This window comes from Pedobacter sp. ASV12 (assembly GCF_016429155.1).
In the GTDB taxonomy this organism is placed as follows: Bacteria; Bacteroidota; Bacteroidia; order Sphingobacteriales; family Sphingobacteriaceae; genus Pedobacter.
This window is the reverse complement of record NZ_JAELUC010000013.1, coordinates 21,585-39,280: the sequence shown is the minus strand read 5'-3', so window position 1 is coordinate 39,280 and position 17,696 is coordinate 21,585. Positions and strand designations below refer to the sequence as shown.

20 protein-coding genes are annotated in these 17,696 nt (G+C 44.5%); 11 read left to right on the top strand and 9 right to left on the bottom strand.

All coding sequences use genetic code 11. The annotated features are described in order from the left end of the window. The first annotated feature begins 7 nt into the window (after window positions 1-7). The 8 genes from JHD69_RS05650 to JHD69_RS05615 are packed head-to-tail and all read left to right on the top strand — an operon-like array spanning window position 8 to window position 7,415. Window positions 8-1,471 carry a complex I subunit 4 family protein gene (locus JHD69_RS05650; RefSeq protein ID WP_199138191.1) on the top strand — a complete coding sequence of 488 codons (1,464 nt, stop codon included), beginning with the start codon at window positions 8-10 and terminating at the stop codon, window positions 1,469-1,471. 2 nt (window positions 1,472-1,473) lie between these two features. Further along, complete coding sequence (locus JHD69_RS05645) at window positions 1,474-2,844, top strand: NADH-quinone oxidoreductase subunit N (protein WP_199138189.1); 1,371 nt, start codon at window positions 1,474-1,476, stop codon at window positions 2,842-2,844. A gap of 46 nt (window positions 2,845-2,890) precedes the next feature. Further along, window positions 2,891-3,559: a DedA family protein gene (locus JHD69_RS05640; protein WP_199138187.1), complete on the top strand. Its 669-nt coding sequence runs from the start codon at window positions 2,891-2,893 to the stop codon at window positions 3,557-3,559. Beyond that, on the top strand, window positions 3,556-4,107 hold the full coding sequence (locus JHD69_RS05635) for an inorganic diphosphatase (RefSeq protein WP_199138185.1): 552 nt from the start codon (window positions 3,556-3,558) through the stop codon (window positions 4,105-4,107). Before JHD69_RS05640 ends, JHD69_RS05635 begins: the two co-directional genes overlap by 4 nt. Further along, entirely contained in the window at window positions 4,107-5,420 is a 1,314-nt protein-coding gene (locus JHD69_RS05630; protein WP_199138183.1) for a hemolysin family protein, read from the top strand. The genes JHD69_RS05635 and JHD69_RS05630 overlap by 1 nt, the downstream gene beginning before the upstream one ends. Before the next feature lie 11 nt (window positions 5,421-5,431). Then, window positions 5,432-6,133 carry a 16S rRNA (uracil(1498)-N(3))-methyltransferase gene (locus tag JHD69_RS05625; protein ID WP_199138181.1) on the top strand — a complete coding sequence of 234 codons (702 nt, stop codon included), beginning with the start codon at window positions 5,432-5,434 and terminating at the stop codon, window positions 6,131-6,133. Beyond that, window positions 6,130-6,912, top strand: coding sequence for a DUF4159 domain-containing protein (locus tag JHD69_RS05620; protein ID WP_370583455.1), 783 nt, complete (start codon window positions 6,130-6,132; stop codon window positions 6,910-6,912). Before JHD69_RS05625 ends, JHD69_RS05620 begins: the two co-directional genes overlap by 4 nt. Window positions 6,913-6,914: 2 nt before the next feature. Continuing rightward, window positions 6,915-7,415 carry a biotin/lipoyl-containing protein gene (locus JHD69_RS05615; RefSeq protein WP_199138179.1) on the top strand — a complete coding sequence of 167 codons (501 nt, stop codon included), beginning with the start codon at window positions 6,915-6,917 and terminating at the stop codon, window positions 7,413-7,415. Between the two features lie 98 nt (window positions 7,416-7,513). Here the strand turns inward: JHD69_RS05615 and JHD69_RS21450 are convergent, their stop codons facing one another. Both JHD69_RS21450 and JHD69_RS21445 read right to left on the bottom strand, forming a co-directional pair. Further along, on the bottom strand, window positions 7,514-8,173 hold the full coding sequence (locus tag JHD69_RS21450) for an SUMF1/EgtB/PvdO family nonheme iron enzyme (protein WP_370583454.1): 660 nt from the start codon (window positions 8,171-8,173) through the stop codon (window positions 7,514-7,516). Beyond that, window positions 8,134-9,093, bottom strand: coding sequence for an SUMF1/EgtB/PvdO family nonheme iron enzyme (locus tag JHD69_RS21445; RefSeq protein WP_370583453.1), 960 nt, complete (start codon window positions 9,091-9,093; stop codon window positions 8,134-8,136). The genes JHD69_RS21450 and JHD69_RS21445 overlap by 40 nt, the downstream gene beginning before the upstream one ends. A gap of 396 nt (window positions 9,094-9,489) precedes the next feature. Here JHD69_RS21445 and porV point away from each other — a divergent pair, with 396 nt between their 5' ends. The 3 genes from porV to JHD69_RS05595 are packed head-to-tail and all read left to right on the top strand — an operon-like array spanning window position 9,490 to window position 11,787. Next, a complete protein-coding gene (porV, locus tag JHD69_RS05605; RefSeq protein ID WP_233165731.1) occupies window positions 9,490-10,671 on the top strand; it encodes a type IX secretion system outer membrane channel protein PorV in 1,182 nt (393 codons plus the stop codon). Continuing rightward, window positions 10,671-11,150 carry a 2-C-methyl-D-erythritol 2,4-cyclodiphosphate synthase gene (ispF, locus tag JHD69_RS05600; RefSeq protein WP_199138177.1) on the top strand — a complete coding sequence of 160 codons (480 nt, stop codon included), beginning with the start codon at window positions 10,671-10,673 and terminating at the stop codon, window positions 11,148-11,150. Before porV ends, ispF begins: the two co-directional genes overlap by 1 nt. Window positions 11,151-11,169: 19 nt before the next feature. Continuing rightward, window positions 11,170-11,787, top strand: coding sequence for a hypothetical protein (locus JHD69_RS05595; RefSeq protein ID WP_199138175.1), 618 nt, complete (start codon window positions 11,170-11,172; stop codon window positions 11,785-11,787). Between the two features lie 70 nt (window positions 11,788-11,857). Here the strand turns inward: JHD69_RS05595 and JHD69_RS05590 are convergent, their stop codons facing one another. The 7 genes from JHD69_RS05590 to JHD69_RS05560 all read right to left on the bottom strand — a co-directional run bounded on the left by JHD69_RS05590 (window position 11,858) and on the right by JHD69_RS05560 (window position 17,692). After that, complete coding sequence (locus tag JHD69_RS05590; protein WP_199138173.1) at window positions 11,858-12,733, bottom strand: pirin family protein; 876 nt, start codon at window positions 12,731-12,733, stop codon at window positions 11,858-11,860. An 87-nt stretch (window positions 12,734-12,820) separates the two neighbouring features. After that, entirely contained in the window at window positions 12,821-13,351 is a 531-nt protein-coding gene (locus tag JHD69_RS05585; RefSeq protein WP_199138171.1) for a YceI family protein, read from the bottom strand. A gap of 179 nt (window positions 13,352-13,530) precedes the next feature. Then, window positions 13,531-14,118 carry a Crp/Fnr family transcriptional regulator gene (locus JHD69_RS05580; protein ID WP_199138169.1) on the bottom strand — a complete coding sequence of 196 codons (588 nt, stop codon included), beginning with the start codon at window positions 14,116-14,118 and terminating at the stop codon, window positions 13,531-13,533. Window positions 14,119-14,123: 5 nt separating this feature from the next. Next, window positions 14,124-14,285 (bottom strand): FeoB-associated Cys-rich membrane protein, encoded by a 162-nt coding sequence (locus tag JHD69_RS05575; RefSeq protein WP_199138167.1) that lies wholly within the window; start codon window positions 14,283-14,285, stop codon window positions 14,124-14,126. A gap of 149 nt (window positions 14,286-14,434) precedes the next feature. Next, the gene (locus JHD69_RS05570) at window positions 14,435-15,628 is read right to left on the bottom strand and encodes a hypothetical protein (RefSeq protein WP_199138165.1); all 1,194 of its coding nucleotides are present in this window, start codon (window positions 15,626-15,628) and stop codon (window positions 14,435-14,437) included. A 132-nt stretch (window positions 15,629-15,760) separates the two neighbouring features. Then, window positions 15,761-16,585, bottom strand: coding sequence for a type 1 glutamine amidotransferase (locus JHD69_RS05565; RefSeq protein WP_199138163.1), 825 nt, complete (start codon window positions 16,583-16,585; stop codon window positions 15,761-15,763). A 3-nt stretch (window positions 16,586-16,588) separates the two neighbouring features. Further along, complete coding sequence (locus tag JHD69_RS05560) at window positions 16,589-17,692, bottom strand: carboxylate-amine ligase (RefSeq protein ID WP_233165729.1); 1,104 nt, start codon at window positions 17,690-17,692, stop codon at window positions 16,589-16,591. Window positions 17,693-17,696: the final 4 nt, after the last annotated feature.

The following is a 17,696-nucleotide window of genomic DNA, read 5'->3' as shown; positions in this document are numbered from 1 at the left end:
AAAATAAATGGAACTTTTAATACTTATATTTTTACCACTAATTGGTGCCATTGTCACAGCTGCTTTAGCCAAAAAAACCGCTAAGCAAACGGCCTTGGTGTTTTCCATCCTTTCGCTGGCAACAACCATAGGTTTATTGTGCAAATTTACGCCCGATGCCAGTACACAGTTTGTAATCAACTGTGCTTGGATTAAAGAGTTTGGAATCAGCTTTCACGTAGGTATCGACGGCATTAGCATGATTACTGTGCTACTGACCAATATTTTGATGCCTTTGATCATTTTGGCCAGCTTCAGGCACGACTATAAAAACAGCAACGCTTTTTATGCTTTGGTGCTTTTTATGCAAAGCGGACTTTTATTGGTGTTTACCTCGCTTGATGCATTTTTGTTTTACATCGGCTGGGAAGCGGCTTTGATCCCGATTTATTTCATCTGCGCCATGTGGGGCGGCAAAGACCGCATCAAGGTCAACATGAAGTTTTTTGTGTATACCATTGCGGGTTCGTTGTTCATGCTTTTGGGCATGATCTACCTGTACCTGCAAAATCCGGCACATACTTTCGCTATCGCCGATTTTTATAAGCTCCAACTCGATGCTACGCAGCAGGGCTGGGTATTCTGGGCCTTCTTTATTGCTTTTGCCATTAAGATGCCTATTTTCCCATTCCATACCTGGCAGCCAGATACCTATACCGAAGCTCCGGCAACCGGTACGATGCTCTTATCAGGTATCATGCTGAAGATGGGTATTTATGGCGTCATCAGATGGCTATTGCCGGTTGTGCCGCAAGGCGTACAAGACTGGACCAATCTGGCCATGATTTTGTCTGTTATCGGTATCGTTTATGCCTCCTTAATAGCTTTTACGCAAAAAGATGCCAAACGTTTGGTCGCCTATTCGTCAATTGGCCACGTAGGCTTGATTGCGGCAGGTATTTTTGCACTAAATACGCAAGGTTTGCAAGGTTCGATGGTACAGATGTTGAGCCACGGTATCAACGTAGTAGGTTTGTTCTTTGTATTGGACATCATTTCGTCGCAATTGAAAACCAACAAGGTGGATGAACTAGGCGGTTTGGCCAAAGTGGCTCCAAAACTAGCCATTACTTTCCTCATCATTGTTTTGGGCACGGTAGCCTTGCCAGGAACCAATGGTTTTGTGGGCGAGTTTTTATTACTGATGTCTGTTTACCAATATAATGTTTGGATGGTGGCTGTAGCCGGATTGACTATTATTTTCGGCGCTGTTTATATGCTGAGGATGTATCAAAAGGTAATGTTGGGCGAAACCAACAGCCTCACCATCGGCTTTACAGATATTAAAGGAACAGAAAAAGTGGTGTTGTATATCATTTGTGCACTTATCATTGTAATGGGCGTATATCCTAAGCCAATATTGCAATTATCGGAAGCTTCAGTACAACATTTATTAGAACAAGTCAATCAAAAATTAACAGGGTTAAACTAAACATGAACATTATTATAACCATTGCCGTAACGGCATTAGTAGTACTTTATGCAGGTTTGTTCAAAGCAAAAAAAGCCTTGTTGCCATTAACCTTGGTAGGTTTGCTTGTAGCCTTGGGCTTTACCCTGTGTGCCTGGAATAATCCGACAACTTATTTTGGCATGATGAAAATGGACAATTTTGCACTGGCCTTTAGCGCCATCAGCATTATTGGTACTTTCTTGATCTTTTTGCTTACCCAACGCTATTTTACCGAAGGCAGCGATAACGTAGCCGAATATTTTACATTGATTTTGTTCGCTTTGTCGGGCATGATCATCATGGTATCTTACCAGAACCTGTCTATGTTGTTTATCGGTTTGGAAATCATGTCAGTAAGCTTGTACATCCTGGCAGGTATTCGCAAGCTTAATTTTGCCTCTAACGAGGCTTCGCTGAAGTACTTTTTGATGGGTGCCTTTTCGACCGGATTTTTGTTGTTCGGTATTACCCTGATTTATGGCGCTACCGGATCTTTTGATATCGAAGTCATCAACAAATATTTGGTAGAGCACAATGCGGTTTCTACGCTATTCTACCCGGGTGTGATCCTGATCATGATTGGATTATGCTTTAAAGTAGGTGCGGCGCCTTTTCATTTCTGGACACCGGATGTATACGAGGGTGCACCATCGCTCATTACCGCCTTCATGTCGACAGTAGTAAAAACCGCTGGCTTTGCGGCTTTCTTGAGGTTGTTTAGCAATGCTTTTGAGCCTTTGCACGATTTCTGGACGCCTGTGCTAACCTGCATTGTCGTGCTCACCCTATTTATCGGCAACATCACCGCCCTTTACCAAAAGAACTTCAAGCGCATGTTGGCTTATTCGAGTATTTCGCATGCCGGTTATTTGCTGTTTTCTTTGGTGGTATTGACACCAAACTCGGCCAATAACGTATTGGTTTATGCGGCAGCCTATACTTTTGCCAGCATCATTGCCTTCGCCGTGCTGATCATGGTGAAGCAAAAAACAGGCAGCGATACTTTCGACAGCTTTAATGGCTTGGGCAAAAAGAACCCTTTGGTGGCATTTGCCTTAACGGTTGCCATGCTATCGCTGGCAGGTATACCGCTAACCGCCGGCTTTATGGGCAAATACCTCATGTTTATGAACGTAATGGACAACTATCAGGTAGTTTTGGTGGTTATTGCCATTTTAAACGCTTTGGTAGGTTTCTACTACTATTTTAGGGTAATTATTGCCATGTACTTTAAAGAAGGCGAAGAAATTTCTTTGGAAGCGCCGTCGCAGTATAAAATCGTATTGGTACTTGCCGTTATCGTAACCTTGCTATTAGGCGTTTATCCATCGCTTATTTTAAATTTGATATAGCATAACGATATAGATTATTATTTGTAGTTTTACGAATAATTGAACTATGCAAGAATTCTGGAATTCAGTACAGCATTTTATAGACCCTGAAAAACTGCTCAAAGAGGGGGGATTTTATGTGGTATTGTTCGTTATTTTTGCCGAAACCGGGCTTTTCTTCGGTTTCTTTTTACCTGGTGATTATCTGTTGTTCTTGGCAGGCATGTTTGTAGCTACAGGCAGGCTCGATGTCAATATTACCGTGCTGGTGCTGGGGCTCTGTGCCGCTGCCATCCTTGGCAATTTTACAGGTTACTGGTTCGGTCGCAAAACAGGTCCGGTTTTGTACAACCGCAAAGATACCTTCTTTTTTAAGAAAAGGTATTTGGTTGCCGCCGAACGCTATTACCGTAAACAAGGTGCTTTTGCCCTCATCATGGGCAGGTTTGTGCCGATTGTACGCACGTTTGCACCTATTTTTGCAGGCGTTGTTAAGCTCGATGTAAAAAAGTTTGCACTTTATAACATTGTTGGCGCAATATTATGGATAGCATCCTTAACTTTGTTGGGATATTTTTTGGGCAGGAAGTTTGCCACACAAATTGAAGAATATTTGGTTTATATTATAATAGGTTTCATTGTCATCACCACCATTCCGCTGATTATTACCTTTGTGAAAAAGCAGGTTTTGGGCGCTGGAGAGACAGATGAAACAGAGAATGAAGAAGAAAAATGAGTAAAGACGGCTATCATCCATGGCATAGTGTTTCTCCGGGCAAAAACGCACCGGAGGTTGTGAATGCAATTATAGAAATTCCTAAAGGTTCCAAAGCAAAATACGAAATCGATAAAGAGTCTAACCTGATCAAGCTAGACAGGGTGTTGTTCTCTTCGGTGATGTATCCGGCAAACTACGGATTTATTCCGCAGACGTATTGCGATGATAACGATCCCCTGGATATCTTGGTGCTGTGCTCGGTAGATGTGTATCCAATGACCATCATCGAAGCCAAGGTAATTGGTGTAATGCACATGGTGGATAATGGCGAACAGGACGATAAGATTATCGCAGTAGCCAAAAACGACATGTCGGTAAACTATATCAACGACTTGCACGAACTGCCGCCACATACCATGAAGGAAATTGTAAAATTCTTTCAGGATTATAAGGCTTTAGAAGAGAAAAAGGTAACAATTGAACACCTGCTAGGGGTGCGATACGCTCATAAGGTAATTAATGAGAGCATCGAATTATATAACAAAACATTTGGAAAATTAGCTTAATGGGCTGGGATCTATTCTGGACTTTCTTTTTAGTTGCGCTGAACGGCTTTTTTGTGGCCGCAGAATTTGCTATCGTTAAGGTTCGGGGTTCCCAAATTGAGATCAAGGCAAAATCTGGAAGCCGTGTAGGCAAAATGGCCAAGCATATCATCCACAACTTGGATGGCTATCTGGCCGCTACACAATTGGGCATTACCTTGGCTTCGCTAGGCTTGGGCTGGGTGGGCGAACGCGTGATGCACGACTTGATCCACGATGGCTTGCAAAACTTGGGCATGAGCGAAACTTTTATCAGCTCGGCATCAACAGTTATTGCCTTCTCTATCATTACCATTATGCACATCGTATTTGGCGAGTTGGCGCCAAAATCATTGGCTATCCAGCGACCGGTGGCTACCACCTTGTTTATTGCCTTGCCCTTACAGGGTTTCTACTTTATTGGTAGGCCTTTTATTTGGTTGCTCAATGGTTTTGCAAGGATTGTACTTAAGCTGTTTGGCATCAATACGGCTGATGGGCACGAATCTTTACACAGTACCGAAGAGCTGCAGTACCTGTTAGATCAGGGCAAGGAAAGCGGTGCCTTAGATACCAATGAGCACGAACTGATTAAAAACGTATTCGATTTTAACGAGCGCGTGGTTAAAAACATCATGGTGCCCCGTACCAAAATATCGAGTATCGAGCTGGATACGCCGAAAGAAGAAGTCGTACAAAAGATCATTGCCGAAGGCTATTCACGTATGCCGGTTTACGATGAGATCATCGATAAGATTATCGGCATTGTGCATGCCAAAGATATTTTGCCATTATTGGCGGGTAAAAAGGAGTGGGCTTTAACCGATATCATCAGGAAGCCTTACTTTGTGCCTGAAACCAAAAAAATCAACGACCTGTTGAGCGAACTGCAGCAAAAACGCATCCAGATTGCCATCGTCATCGACGAGTTTGGCGGTACGGCAGGCATGGTTACGCTCGAAGATATTGTGGAAGAGATTGTGGGCGAGATCCAAGATGAGTATGACGAGGAAAAGCCAACCGTTGAAAAGATTTCAGATACCGAATTTATCATTAATGCCTATGCCACGGTTTACGACGTAAACGAGCATTTGCCACACGATTTGCCCGAAGACGAAGATTTTGATACCGTAGGCGGCTTGGTTTCGCACGCCTTTGGCAAAATTCCGGAGGTTGGCGATAGCGAAGAATGCTATGGCTACCTTTTCACCATCCTTAAAAAAACGGAACAAAATATCGAAACCATCAAGCTCGAGCTGGTTATTGGCAAAAGCGACATGGTTGATAACCATTAATCCCCCACATTATGCATATCTTCTATACACCAGATATTGCATCGGCCCATTATACGCTTAACGAAGAAGAAAGCAAACATTGCAGCAAGGTGCTTCGGTTGGATGTAGGCGATGTTGTGCAGCTTATCGATGGTCGTGGTGGTTTTTACGAAGCCGAAATCAGTTCGGTCAGCAAAAAGCATGTCGATTTAAAAGTAATCAGCAGCCAGCAGGATTATGGCAAACGCAACCATCACCTGCATATTGCCGTCGCGCCTACTAAAAACATCGACCGTTTGGAGTGGTTCTTGGAAAAGGCAACAGAAATTGGCATTGACGAAATTACACCGCTCATCTGTGATCGTTCCGAACGACGTGTGGTTAAGGAAGAAAGGCTCGATAAAGTAATTACTTCGGCGGTCAAGCAATCGCTTACAGCCTATCATCCGCGGCTAAATCCAACTATGGCGCTGGCCGATTTCCTCAACAAGGAAACCTCGGCCAATAAACTGATTGCCCATTGCATGGATGGCGATAAAACCTATGCTAGAGATTTGGTACAGCCGCACCAATCGTATGTGGTGCTGATTGGCCCCGAAGGTGATTTTACGGCTGCAGAGCTGGAGCTCGCTTTGCAAAATGGCTACAAACCCGTAACTTTAGGACAAACGCGCCTGAGAACGGAAACGGCAGCCTTGTATGCCTGTTTCGAGCTTAACTATGTCAACCGATGAAGCTGATTTACGATTTACGAGCTACGATTTACAATTTGGGCAAGTCACTTAAGCGCATTGCGGTTTCACTTTGGGTTTTGGTCTTTGGCCCTTCCGCTTTAAACTTTAAACTTTCAACCTTCAACCTTCTGCCTTTAATCTTGGGTTTTTCGGTCTTGGTTTCCCTTACCGGCTTCAACGCCCCAACCTATAAAATGGGTAAGCTGAAGTACAGTGGGGGTGGCGATTGGTATGGCAACCGAACAGCTTTGCCTAACCTCATCGAATTCTGCAATAAAAATATCAATACTAATTTTGCGCCAGACGAAGGCATTGTGGAAGTGGGCAGTGCCGAACTGTACAATTTTCCTTTTGTGTACATGACCGGCCATGGCAACGTGATTTTTAACGACCAGGAAGCGGCTAATCTGAGAAAATATTTAATCGGTGGGGGCTTCTTGCATATCGACGATAATTATGGGCTCGACAAGTTTATCAGGCCCCAAATGAAAAAGGTTTTTCCTGAGCTGAGCTTTGTAGAACTGCCCGCCGACCATAAGCTGTACAACCAGAAATTCAAGTTCCCGGCAGGCCTGCCCAAAATACACGAACACGATGGCAAACGGCCGCAAGGCTTTGCGCTGATCTGGCAAGGCAGGGTGGTTTGCTATTATACCTACGAATGCGATCTGGGCAATGGTTGGGAAGATTACGGCACATATCCCAGCGATACGCAAGAAAGTAGGACCAAGGCGCTAAAAATGGGCGCAAATCTAGTGCAATATGCTTTAACCCAATAAACATGTATCAAGTAAAAGTAAACAACAAGTATGATTTTGAGATCGAGGCAACTAACCAATCGCTAAAAATCAATCATGAGGTAGTGACATTGGATAGTTTTCCCTTGAACGGGAACACCGCTCATGTGCTTTATCAGAACAAATCTTATACTACAGAACTTGTAGAACTGAACAAAGAAGAAAAAACCGCTACGGTTAAAGTAAATGGCAACTTGTATACGGTTAGCATCAAAGATCAGTTTGACCAGTTGCTTAAGCAATTGGGTATGGACAACCTGGCAGCCCATAAAATACAGCAGGTAAAAGCACCAATGCCAGGGCTAGTGCTAAACGTACTGGCCAGCGAAGGCGATGAGGTAAAGAAAGGCGATAGCCTCTTGGTACTCGAAGCCATGAAAATGGAAAATATGATCAAATCGCCTACCGATGGGGTAATTAAGAAGATAGCGGTAAAACAAGGCGATAAAGTAGAGAAAAATGAATTGCTCGTTAGCTTTAGCTAGGACATACGCTCTCGAAGTTTCAAAAAGCTTCGTAAGTGTATGAACAGGAAGGCCCGAAAATCTAGGATTTTCGGGCCTTCCTGTTATTTTTTTGAGGCTTACCTGCCTGACTTGAATTGAGGCTTGCCACTCGATTTGATTTCTGATGGGCCCAACATGGTCATGGCGCAACGGAAACCAATATCCGCGGTCGATTCGTCTTCCTGCAAGTGTCTTCTTGCTGCCGGATTTAGCCATTGTGCCTGGTCGTTCCACGAGCCACCTTTGTAAACTCTCGATTTATCGTTTACCAAAGTAGTAATGCCGTACAAAGCACTTTGCTCGTCGCGGTAACCGCGTTGATCGGCGTTGTAGGCCGCGCTGCCGTTGGTGCCTGCTGCTTTTCCGGCCTGTAGCTCTTCCCAGGTTTGTTTAACGCCAGAGTTGGCCTTTACCATTTCGGGCTTGCCATATTTGTTTTGTTTCAATTGGCTGTTTACAGGATCTCTGTCTTTGTTTTGGAATTGGTTACCCCTGAATGGGTTTAAGGCATCGGCCTGCTCGAAAGTAGCGGCACGGTATACGTCGGCTACCCACTCGTTTACATTTCCAGCCATGTTGTAAAGGCCAAAATCGTTAGGCATATAACTTTTTACGTTTTGGGTAAAAGCAGCTTTATCGTTCAAAGAACCACCAACACCCATGTAATCGCCTTTGCTTCTTTTAAAGTTGGCCAAAATCAATCCCCTGGTTTTTTTCTTGGCTGAAGTGATGCCCAAACCATTCCAAGGATAGATTTTTTCTCGTTTACGTTTTCATATTGGGTGTTGCCAATGAGGCCCAAAGCAGCGTATTCCCACTCGGCTTCTGTAGGCAAGCGGAAAGGCTGCAGAATTACACCGTCTTCCAACCTTACGTTTCTAGTTGCTCCTGTACCTCTCCGGCCATTGGTTGTAGTGCCGCTAGCTGTGGCTGCAGGATTTAAATCAGCCATGGCCCTAGGGCCTTTGTCGTCGTATTGGCCATTTAAATAGATTTCAGTATTGAAAGGTTTATCTTTTTTAGGAACTGCCGCGGCTGCCGTTGCATTTCTGCCGGTTGCCGTGCCATTAACTGTGGCAAAGGAATTCATATAGCCTTTGTCGCGTAAAAGCTTTTCGTTTACCATATCCGTTCTCCAGGCGCAGTATCTTTCGGCTTGTTTCGCACTTACGCCAACTACCGGATAGTCTTGGTAAGCCGGATGTCTTAAATAGTTGTTTACATAGGGCTCGTTAAACGAAAGCGGACTACGCCAAACCAAAGTATCAGGAAGTTCTTCATAGTAGTATTGCGCATCGGTAGGAAAGTTCCTTTTGATCCAGTTCAGGTATTCTAACCAGTTGGTGTTCGAAACCTCGGTGTCGTCCATATAAAAAGAGCTTACCGTAACCTCGCGTTTGTAGTTGTAGTTGCTCATGTCTTGGCCCGGAATATCAACCGCACTGCCACCCATGATGAACTCGCCACCTTCAATCTCTACTAATCCTGGCCCTGGGCCACGTTTGTACTTATTTGCCACCTCGAATCCGCCGTTTTCCTTTTTGTTGTAGGCATATCCGGTTTTGTTCGATACCGCACTGCTGTTTTTAGACTTGCAAGAAGCAAAAACGGTAAGACTGATCAAGAATGCAAAAGAGTAAAAGTATGTTTTTTTCATAAAATGTGCCTTTGTAACACTTAACCGTTAAAATTACGTAAAAAGGGCGGGCCACCAAAAAAAATCTTACTTTTTAGTTGCCTATAAGTTCAGGCATAACCCTTTGCTCCAATAATAGAACAATACCTACAAACGTAAACTTCCTTAATTTATTGTGGCTAAATGTATTAGGTGTTTTCTTCCCGTCTGGACACGTGCCGGCCCCAATGCTTTATAGTATAAGCGAGAAGGTTTTTTTGCCTATTTTGATGCGTTTAATTGGCTATAACAACATTTAATTGAAAAATACGTTTGTTTGCTAACAAGTTGACCCGCTAGAAGTCATATAATATATTAATGCTTTGAAATTAGTAAACACTATGTTAACTTGCATGCCTGATATATCTGTTTCAACTGATGAAATTAAAGTACTTTAGTGCAACAGCTTTAGGCATGTTTTCTTTAACCATGTTTTTTAGCGCCGGGCTACAGGCACAAGTAGTGCAACCGGGTACGCAAACTAATGGTAGTCAGTCTAACAATATCATAACAGCGGTTCCTTTTTTGCTGATTACGCCCGATGCCAGGGCGGGCAGTATGGGCGAGGCCGGTGTGGCCGCGCCGCCCGATGCCAACGCAATGAGCATCAATCCTTCCAAATTGGCCTTTTTAGAATTGCCTTACGGCTTTTCGGCTTCCTATAGTCCATGGTTAAAAAGTCTGGTTCCCGATATCAATCTCGCCTACATCAGTGGTTTTTATAAAATCAACGACCAGAGTACGTTAGGAGGTTCGTTGCGTTATTTTTCATTGGGCCAAATTCAGCTAACCGACGCTAACCAACAAGATCTAGGCATTTACAGCCCGAATGAGTTTGCATTTGATGCCACTTATTCGAGGCGCTTTGGCGACGAGTTTGCCTTGGGCACCACAGGCCGCTTTATCTATTCCAACCTCTCGTCGGGCCAGTTTGCCGCCGGACAGCAGACGCGTGCGGGCAAAGCCTTTGCAGTTGATGTTTCGGCCTATTACAGAAAACAGACCGTGATGTTTGGCAAAGATGCCATTATAGGGGCAGGCGCCAATTTCTCCAATATCGGAACCAAGATCGGCTATGTTGATGGCGGAGAGAAATTTTTCTTGCCTACCAATATGAAAATTGGAGGTGCTTCTACATTGATCATCGACGATTATAACCAATTTACGCTGGCACTCGATTTCAATAAACTGATGGTGCCTACCCAGCCAATCAGAGATTCGAACGGCAAGATTATTTCGGGCCGCGATCCCGACCGTTCGGTTCCGGCTGGCATATTTGGTTCTTTTAGCGATGCGCCAGGTGGTTTTAGCGAGGAACTGAAGGAAATTAGCATCAGTACCGGCGTGGAATATTGGTATAACCAGCAGTTTGCCCTTCGTGCAGGCTATTTTTACGAGTCGCCGCAAAAGGGCGATCGTCGTTATGTAACTTTGGGCGCTGGTTTAAAATATAATATCTTCAATATGGATTTCGCCTATTTGCTGGCCAATCCACAAAAAAGTCCGCTGGCTAATACCTTGAGGTTTAGCCTGCTGTTCAACTTCGGAAATACGAAATAATGAAAATCAAGGTAGGTTTTGGTTTTGATGTACACCAATTAAAAGACAATCATCCATTTGTAATTGGCGGCGTAAACCTGGCGCATCACAAAGGTGCCTATGGCCATTCTGATGCAGATGTATTATTGCACGCCATTTGCGATGCACTTTTGGGCGCAGCCAACCTCAGGGATATCGGCTTCCATTTTAAGAATACCGATCCCCGCTGGAAAGGCATCAGTAGTATGATACTGCTGCAGGAAACGGTAAAGCTGTTGCAGGAAAAAGGCTGGCAGATCGGCAATATCGATGCCATGCTATGCCTCGAGGCCCCTAAAATAAATCCGCATATCCCGCAGATGCAGGCTAACATTGCCGGAGCAATAGCGATGGATGTGGAAGATATTTCTATTAAAGCCACTACCAACGAGCAAATGGGATTTATAGGTAGGGAAGAGGGGGTGGTTGCCTATGCCGTTTGCCTGATCCAGAAACCTTAAGCAAAAATAGTTGTTATTGATGGAAAAGATCATCACGTTTAAAAGCCCGGCCGAAGCCATTGACAGTTTGGATAATGGCGGTAGGTTTTATAATGTTTTAACCAAGCCAAACGATGAGATTGTCAGCCTTTCTGAAGTAGGGAAAGTGGCCGGCCTGTTTTTCGAAAAGCAAAAAGCGATCTTGTTTTTGGAACTAGCCATTGCTGCGCTCGACGAAAATGCCAAGCAGCACATCGTGTCGAAGTTTGATAAAGACCTGCAAATCTATTACAACAAGTATAAGCCGCAATGGCTATTGCCTGCTATGGTAAAAAGCAAAGGCATTACCGGTGCAAATACGGTGATTACCGGCATACCGCACCTGATTGATTCGAATGCTGAACTTAATGGCTTCATTTTTATTCCTGCCGGAAAAGCATTGGTGATGGTACCGATTTTTGACGAATACGATATTTACGAAATCAGGGACGAGCAGCATTCGGAAACATTCATTATCGGCAACAAAAAAGGCAAAGAAAAACTGCCCGAAAAGAAGCTCAAGGTTGGAGGTGTTTTAAAAGAAATGAAGGCCAAGAAAGGCGACAGAACCGCGCTTGATCGATTTTTGGAAATCAACTACTTTGTAGACGAGGATTAATTGGGCTATCATAAAAAAGTCGACCATGCCCTATGCAATGGCCGACTTCTTAAAAAACCATCAAGGTAATTTAGTCTTCGAGATAGCCAAATTTGCCTTCATTGTAGTCGGCTATGGCTTGTTGTATTTCCTCCGGCTTGTTCATTAAGAAGGGCCCATAAGCCGCAATCGGTTCGTTGATGGGCTCGCCGCTCAGTATCAAAACGATGCTGTTTTCTAAAGCTTCCAGCTCAATCTCTTCGCCTTCGTTTTCAAAATAAACCATCTGGTTGGTGTTAGCCTGTTCTGTTCCGTTTACTTTAATGCTGCCTTCTATCACTACAAAAGCGGTGTTGTAATGGGCCGGAAAGCTGAAAACGGCTTGGGCTCCCTTGTTCAGCCGGGCATTGTACATTTCAATGGGGCTGAATGTAGTTACGCTGCCTTTGGTGCCTTGGTAATCGCCTGCAATCACTTCGATGATGCCCTGCTCATTGGGCAAGACCAATTTTTGCATATCGCTTTGTTTTACGCCCTGGTATTTTGGCGTGCTCATTTTGTGTTGAGCAGGCAGGTTTACCCAAAGCTGCACCATTTGAAAAGGACCGCCTTTTTTGCTGTAGCTTTCTTCGTGGTATTCTTTGTGGAGTATGCCACTGGCTGCGGTCATCCATTGTACATCACCGGGATAAATCGTACCCGAGTTGCCCGCACTGTCGTGGTGTGCCACGGCGCCATGATAGGCAATGGTTACGGTTTCGAAGCCGCGATGCGGGTGTACACCAACCCCACGAGGTTCGTTACGGGCAGAAAATTCGATTTTCGCATTGTAATCGAGCATAAAGAACGGACTCATGTTCAGTCGATAGCCACTAGGAAAGAAATTATGTACCCTAAAACCATCACCTACCATGTGTGGTGCAGGTGGATTTAACACTGCTGCTACTTTTTTTACATTTGCTTCCATCATTGAAAAGATTAGAGTTTTGCATCGAGCGTTTGGTGTTATAACCCCGAACGCTTTTACTTATCGTGGTACGCTCAACGCGTTTGCTTATGCTTGTTTGACGAACTGGAGTTCGCCTAAAATTCTTACGTCTTCGCTTACCATTACGCCACCGGTTTCTAGGGCAGCATTCCAGGTTAAGCCAAATTCGGCACGGTTGATTTTGCCACTTAAGGTGAAGCCTGCTTTGGTGTTGCCCCAAGGGTCGGTTGCAATGCCACCAAATTCAGCAGTTAATTTTATGGGTTTGGTATTGCCTTTAACCGTTAAATCCCCTTTAACGATGTAGTCGTCGCCGTCTTTTTCTACTGCGGTAGAAGTAAATTCGATAGTTGGGAATTTTTCGGCATCGAAGAAGTCGGCGCTTTTTAGGTGGTTGTCCCTGTCTTTGTTGCCGGTATCGATAGAATCTATATCTCCTTTAAAAGATATAGACGAATTAGAAAAATCGTCGCCTTCTGAAGTTAATTCTGATGAGAAAGATTTCAAACTGCCGGTAACAGTAGTAATCATCAGGTGTTTTACCTTAAACTGAAGTTCGCTGTGGGTTGGATCCAATGTCCATTGAGTAGTTGCCATAACTTTATGTTTTTTAAGTTGTTTAAATTTGATAACACAAAGTTAAGGTGGCTAGTTTGCTCCCACATTGATGTATGTTAAGTAATTCGGGAGTTGGATTGTTTGTTGGTTCGGTGGGGGTTTTTGAGGCGATGATTTATGGTACACCAGCTATTTGTCATCAGCAATCAGACGTCCAACTATTTGAAATGCTTTTTGGCCAAATCCTTGCGTACGCGGCTCAGCGATTCTGGCGTAATGCCCAAGTAGGAGGCAATCATCCATTGCGGTACACGGAGGGTGAGGTTAGGATAGAGCTTGATGAAATCGAGGTAGCGCTCTTCGGCGGTTGCGCCCAGCAACATGTTGATCCTTTTCTGCATAAAGCGAATCGAATTGTGCAACATCAGGATGTTAAGCTCCAGTATTTTGGGCACGACGTATTGGATGGCCGGAAAAAAATCTTTCTTCACCACCACTACTTCGGTGTCTTCTATGGCATCAATATAAAAGAAAGAAGGTTCGTTAAACACGGCACTGTTCCTTTCAGAAATCATCCAGTTTTCTGGTGCAAATTGAATGATGTGTTCTTTGCCTTTTTCGTCGATGGAAAAGCAGCGCAACAAACCACTGTTAATGAAATAGGAATCTGATTTCAAATCGCCTGGACTTAAAACAACCTGGCCTTTTTTAAAGCTTTTGGTTTTGAGACAGCTCACGGCCTCCTTGGCCTGCTCGTTGGTAATGGCTAATCGTTCTTGCAGGTAGGCTTGAAATTTCTCCAGCATGTGGCTTATTTTTTAGGCTCCGGAATATTAGAGAAGTTGGCGCCGCATTTGCCACAGCCCGAAGCGCAAGATCCAGCTTTTGGAGAAATGGAACGGTAAATCAATCGGCCGATGTAAAACAGCGCGGCGATAAAAACCACGATCATTAAGATAAACTGAATATCCATAGATGCAAAATTACGATTATTTATGAAGCCCGGTTCAGATTACTGTCAAATTTGTTAATGATTGAAGGCTTGGGTGAGAGAATGATTGAATGAACCCGTTTTCAGTTAGCAATTCTGAGTAGGTAATAAGCTAAGGGCTAATGAACCAATTAGTCTTGATTTTCCATCAGCCCTACTGTACCGCCAACCCAGTCGAAATCCTTGTTGTAACGGACGCCAATCATTTTGCCTCGACTTAGCCTGGCCAGGTTAATGCTCAGCTGGGGCTCTTCGCCCTCGGGCCAAAGGTACATCATCCTGATTTCGGCTTTTACGCCGGCATCGGGCGCCTGGATAACTGGTTCATAGGTTACCTTTCGCTGCAGTATCCAATTCTCGGGGTCTTTGATCTGTGCAACGTCGTTTGAGGTTACATCGATAATGACACCCATGCCGGCAAAAGAAAACAGGGGTTTGAGCACATAGTTTTCCAAATCGGCAGGTATGGTTTTCAAGGTATGGAGAAAATGCGTTTCGGGTACAAACTTGCTCTGCAAGAAAGGCATGGTGTATTTGCTGATGCGGTAGAACCAATTGGGATGGGTAATCCATTCGATGTCCAGTTCTTCGCGAGGATCGAAGGATTGCTCGAAAATTGCCGTATTTTGGCCAATCTCGTCAAAAATCAAGCGGTTGTAGATCCGTTTCAGCTGGATTTTTTGCCCGTCTTTTTCGTAAAAGAGCAGCTTGCCTTCTTTTTTGATTTCTTCCAGTGCCAAAACCGGTATGCCCAGATGTTCGGCGGTTACAAAAAAGTCGATGGCCGTTTTTTGGTTCGGGGCATCCAGATCCATCAGGGCAACTTGGTGAGGCTCATGCTGGCCGATGATTACCTTTTTGAGCAGTTCGAAATAGGTAGCCTGGGTTAAGCCGTTAAAGTAAGGGCTCAGTTGCTCATCAAGTGCGAAAATACGTTTAAAGGTATGGCTCAGGTGCGTTTGGAAGCCATATAGCGAAGGAAAGCCCTGCATTTCGATCAGCATGGGTATCACTTCACCGTTTTCGTCTTTGCATAAGCCGTAGTCGAAAGTCAAGAAATGCGGATGACCGGTTTCATGGGGTACGTTCCACTCGGCAGGAATCGATTTTTGGGTCAGTTCCTTAAAGTTGGGTTGCTTAATCAGCGCGATAATCTCTTCGCCCGCGGCAATCAGCTTTTGTTGAAGCGCTGCTGGTATAAAAACAGGCGTTTCTGCTACCCGGAACGGAATTTCTGGAAATCCTTTTCCGAGCTCCCGTAAAAACTGCTGATATTTTTCGGCCGTAAAGGCGGCGTTAAATGCTTGGCGATATTTTTGGATCATGGTTTCAGTTGGCAGGTTTCAGTTATAGGTTTTTAGTAAGGAGAGTTCGGTTAAAACTCTCCTAATGCGTAATAATTGACCACGTAGGCGTATAGAATTGAATGTTTTGTGTGCTTTCTTATGGTTTATCTTCTACGCCTCTTGCAAAGTCTTGATGGCCTGGGTTAGGAAATTAGGTAAAATAATGCTTTGGGTCAAGGTAATCCGGTTGGGGTCTTCCAAGCTATTCAGCATGTCATGGTATTTTTCTTCGCCGTGGTTGTTGCTAATCGCTGTTTTCTTTTCTTCCTGCAGCAGGTACATTTTCATGCCAATCGGGTCGGCTTCGGGATGAAACTGCGTGCCAATCACCTGCTCGGAAAAGCGTATGGCCATAATGCAGCGCTCTAAAGCTACATGTGGCCGTTCTTTTTCGATGGCCAGAATCTGTGAGCCTTTGGCTTCAAAATCTTCCTGTTTGGGCTCAACCACTTGCCAATCGCGGCTGTCAACCGAATAAAATGGGTCGGGCAGGCCGTTAAATACCGGTTCGTGCATGCCATCTTCGGTGAGGCTAACCGGGAAAATGCCGAAAGCGTTCGATTTCCTTTTGGTTACTGTTCCTAATCCGTATTTGCGACAGGCCAGCTGAAAAGAATGGCAAATCAGGAAGACATGCTTTTTATGCTCGTTTTGTGCATTGAAGGTTTCAATGCGGTCTAGCAAGGTAAAAAAGTCATGTTCCCATTTTTCGCCTTCTCCATCAAAGGGGCTGCCTGGGCCGCCACTCGAAATATAGATGTCGTATTCGGTGCCTGGTATTTCTCCTTTTTGCCTCAGGTCAAATAAATCAAAGGTTAAATTTAACTGGTTTTGTTTGGTGTAGGTTCGCAGCAGTTCTTGTATGCCTCGCATTCCCTGATTGGGAAAGCCGTTGTTCATGTCGATAACTGCTACTTTTATCTGTCTTTTAATCATTTTTTATTTTGCGCCTATTAAAGTTTGGGTAGTGATGTAATCTACCACCGACTCGAAGCTGCCTGTTTTTTCGTAAACGGCCAGTTGCCTGTCGGCTCCGGTTCCATTGGCCAAGATCTGGTGTACATAATTGATGTCTTCGCGGCTGCCCAAATCGTCAACTACATCGTCAACAAAATCCAATAGCTCAAGCACAAGGTTACGGCAGTTGATTTCCATCTCCTTGCCAAAATCGATCAAGTTGCCATCAATGCCATAGCGGGCTGCCCGCCATTTGTTTTCGTTGATCAGTGCCCTCGAGTAACTGATAAATTCCATGTTTTGGAGGCGCAATTTATAAAGTTTGGCGCACAATGCCTGAAACAGTGCCGTAAAAGCCATGGTTTCGTCAATGAGCATCGGGCAATCGCAGATGCGGAACTCGATGGTGTCGAAGAAAGGATGTACGCGGATGTCCCACCAGATTTTCTTGGCATTGTCTATGCACTTGGTCTTGATGAGCAGTTTTACATAGTTGTCGTAATCTTCTATGCTGTTGAAAATGTCGGGTATGCCTGTGCGTGGAAATTTGTCGAACACTTTTGTCCTGAAAGATTTGTAACCCGTATTTCTCGATTCCCAAAATGGCGAATTGGTAGAAAGCGCAAATACGTGTGGCAGGAAATAGCGTACTTGGTTGGCGATGTGGATGGCCATTTCGCGCGATTGGAAGCCTACGTGTACGTGGAGGCCAAAAATGAGGTTCGAACGGGCAGCTTCCTGCAGTTCGTTTACAATTTCGCTGTAGCGTGGATGTTCGGTAATGAGCTGCTTTTCCCAATGCGAAAAAGGGTGTGTGCCCGCCGCGCCGATGCGCAGGCCTTGTTCGCCGGCCAGTTGCGATACGGTATAGCGCAGCTGTGAAATTTCTTCTCGCGCTTGCGCGGTGTTGTGGCAAATGCCAGTGCCTACTTCTACTACGGCCTGGTGCATTTCGGCCTTTACCTGGTCTTTGTGAATCTTCTGTGCCGATTCTACAATTTTCTGTTCGTGGGAGGTCAATTCTCTGGTAACGGGATCAACTACCATGTATTCTTCCTCAATTCCGAGCGTAAATTCGTTCATCATCATA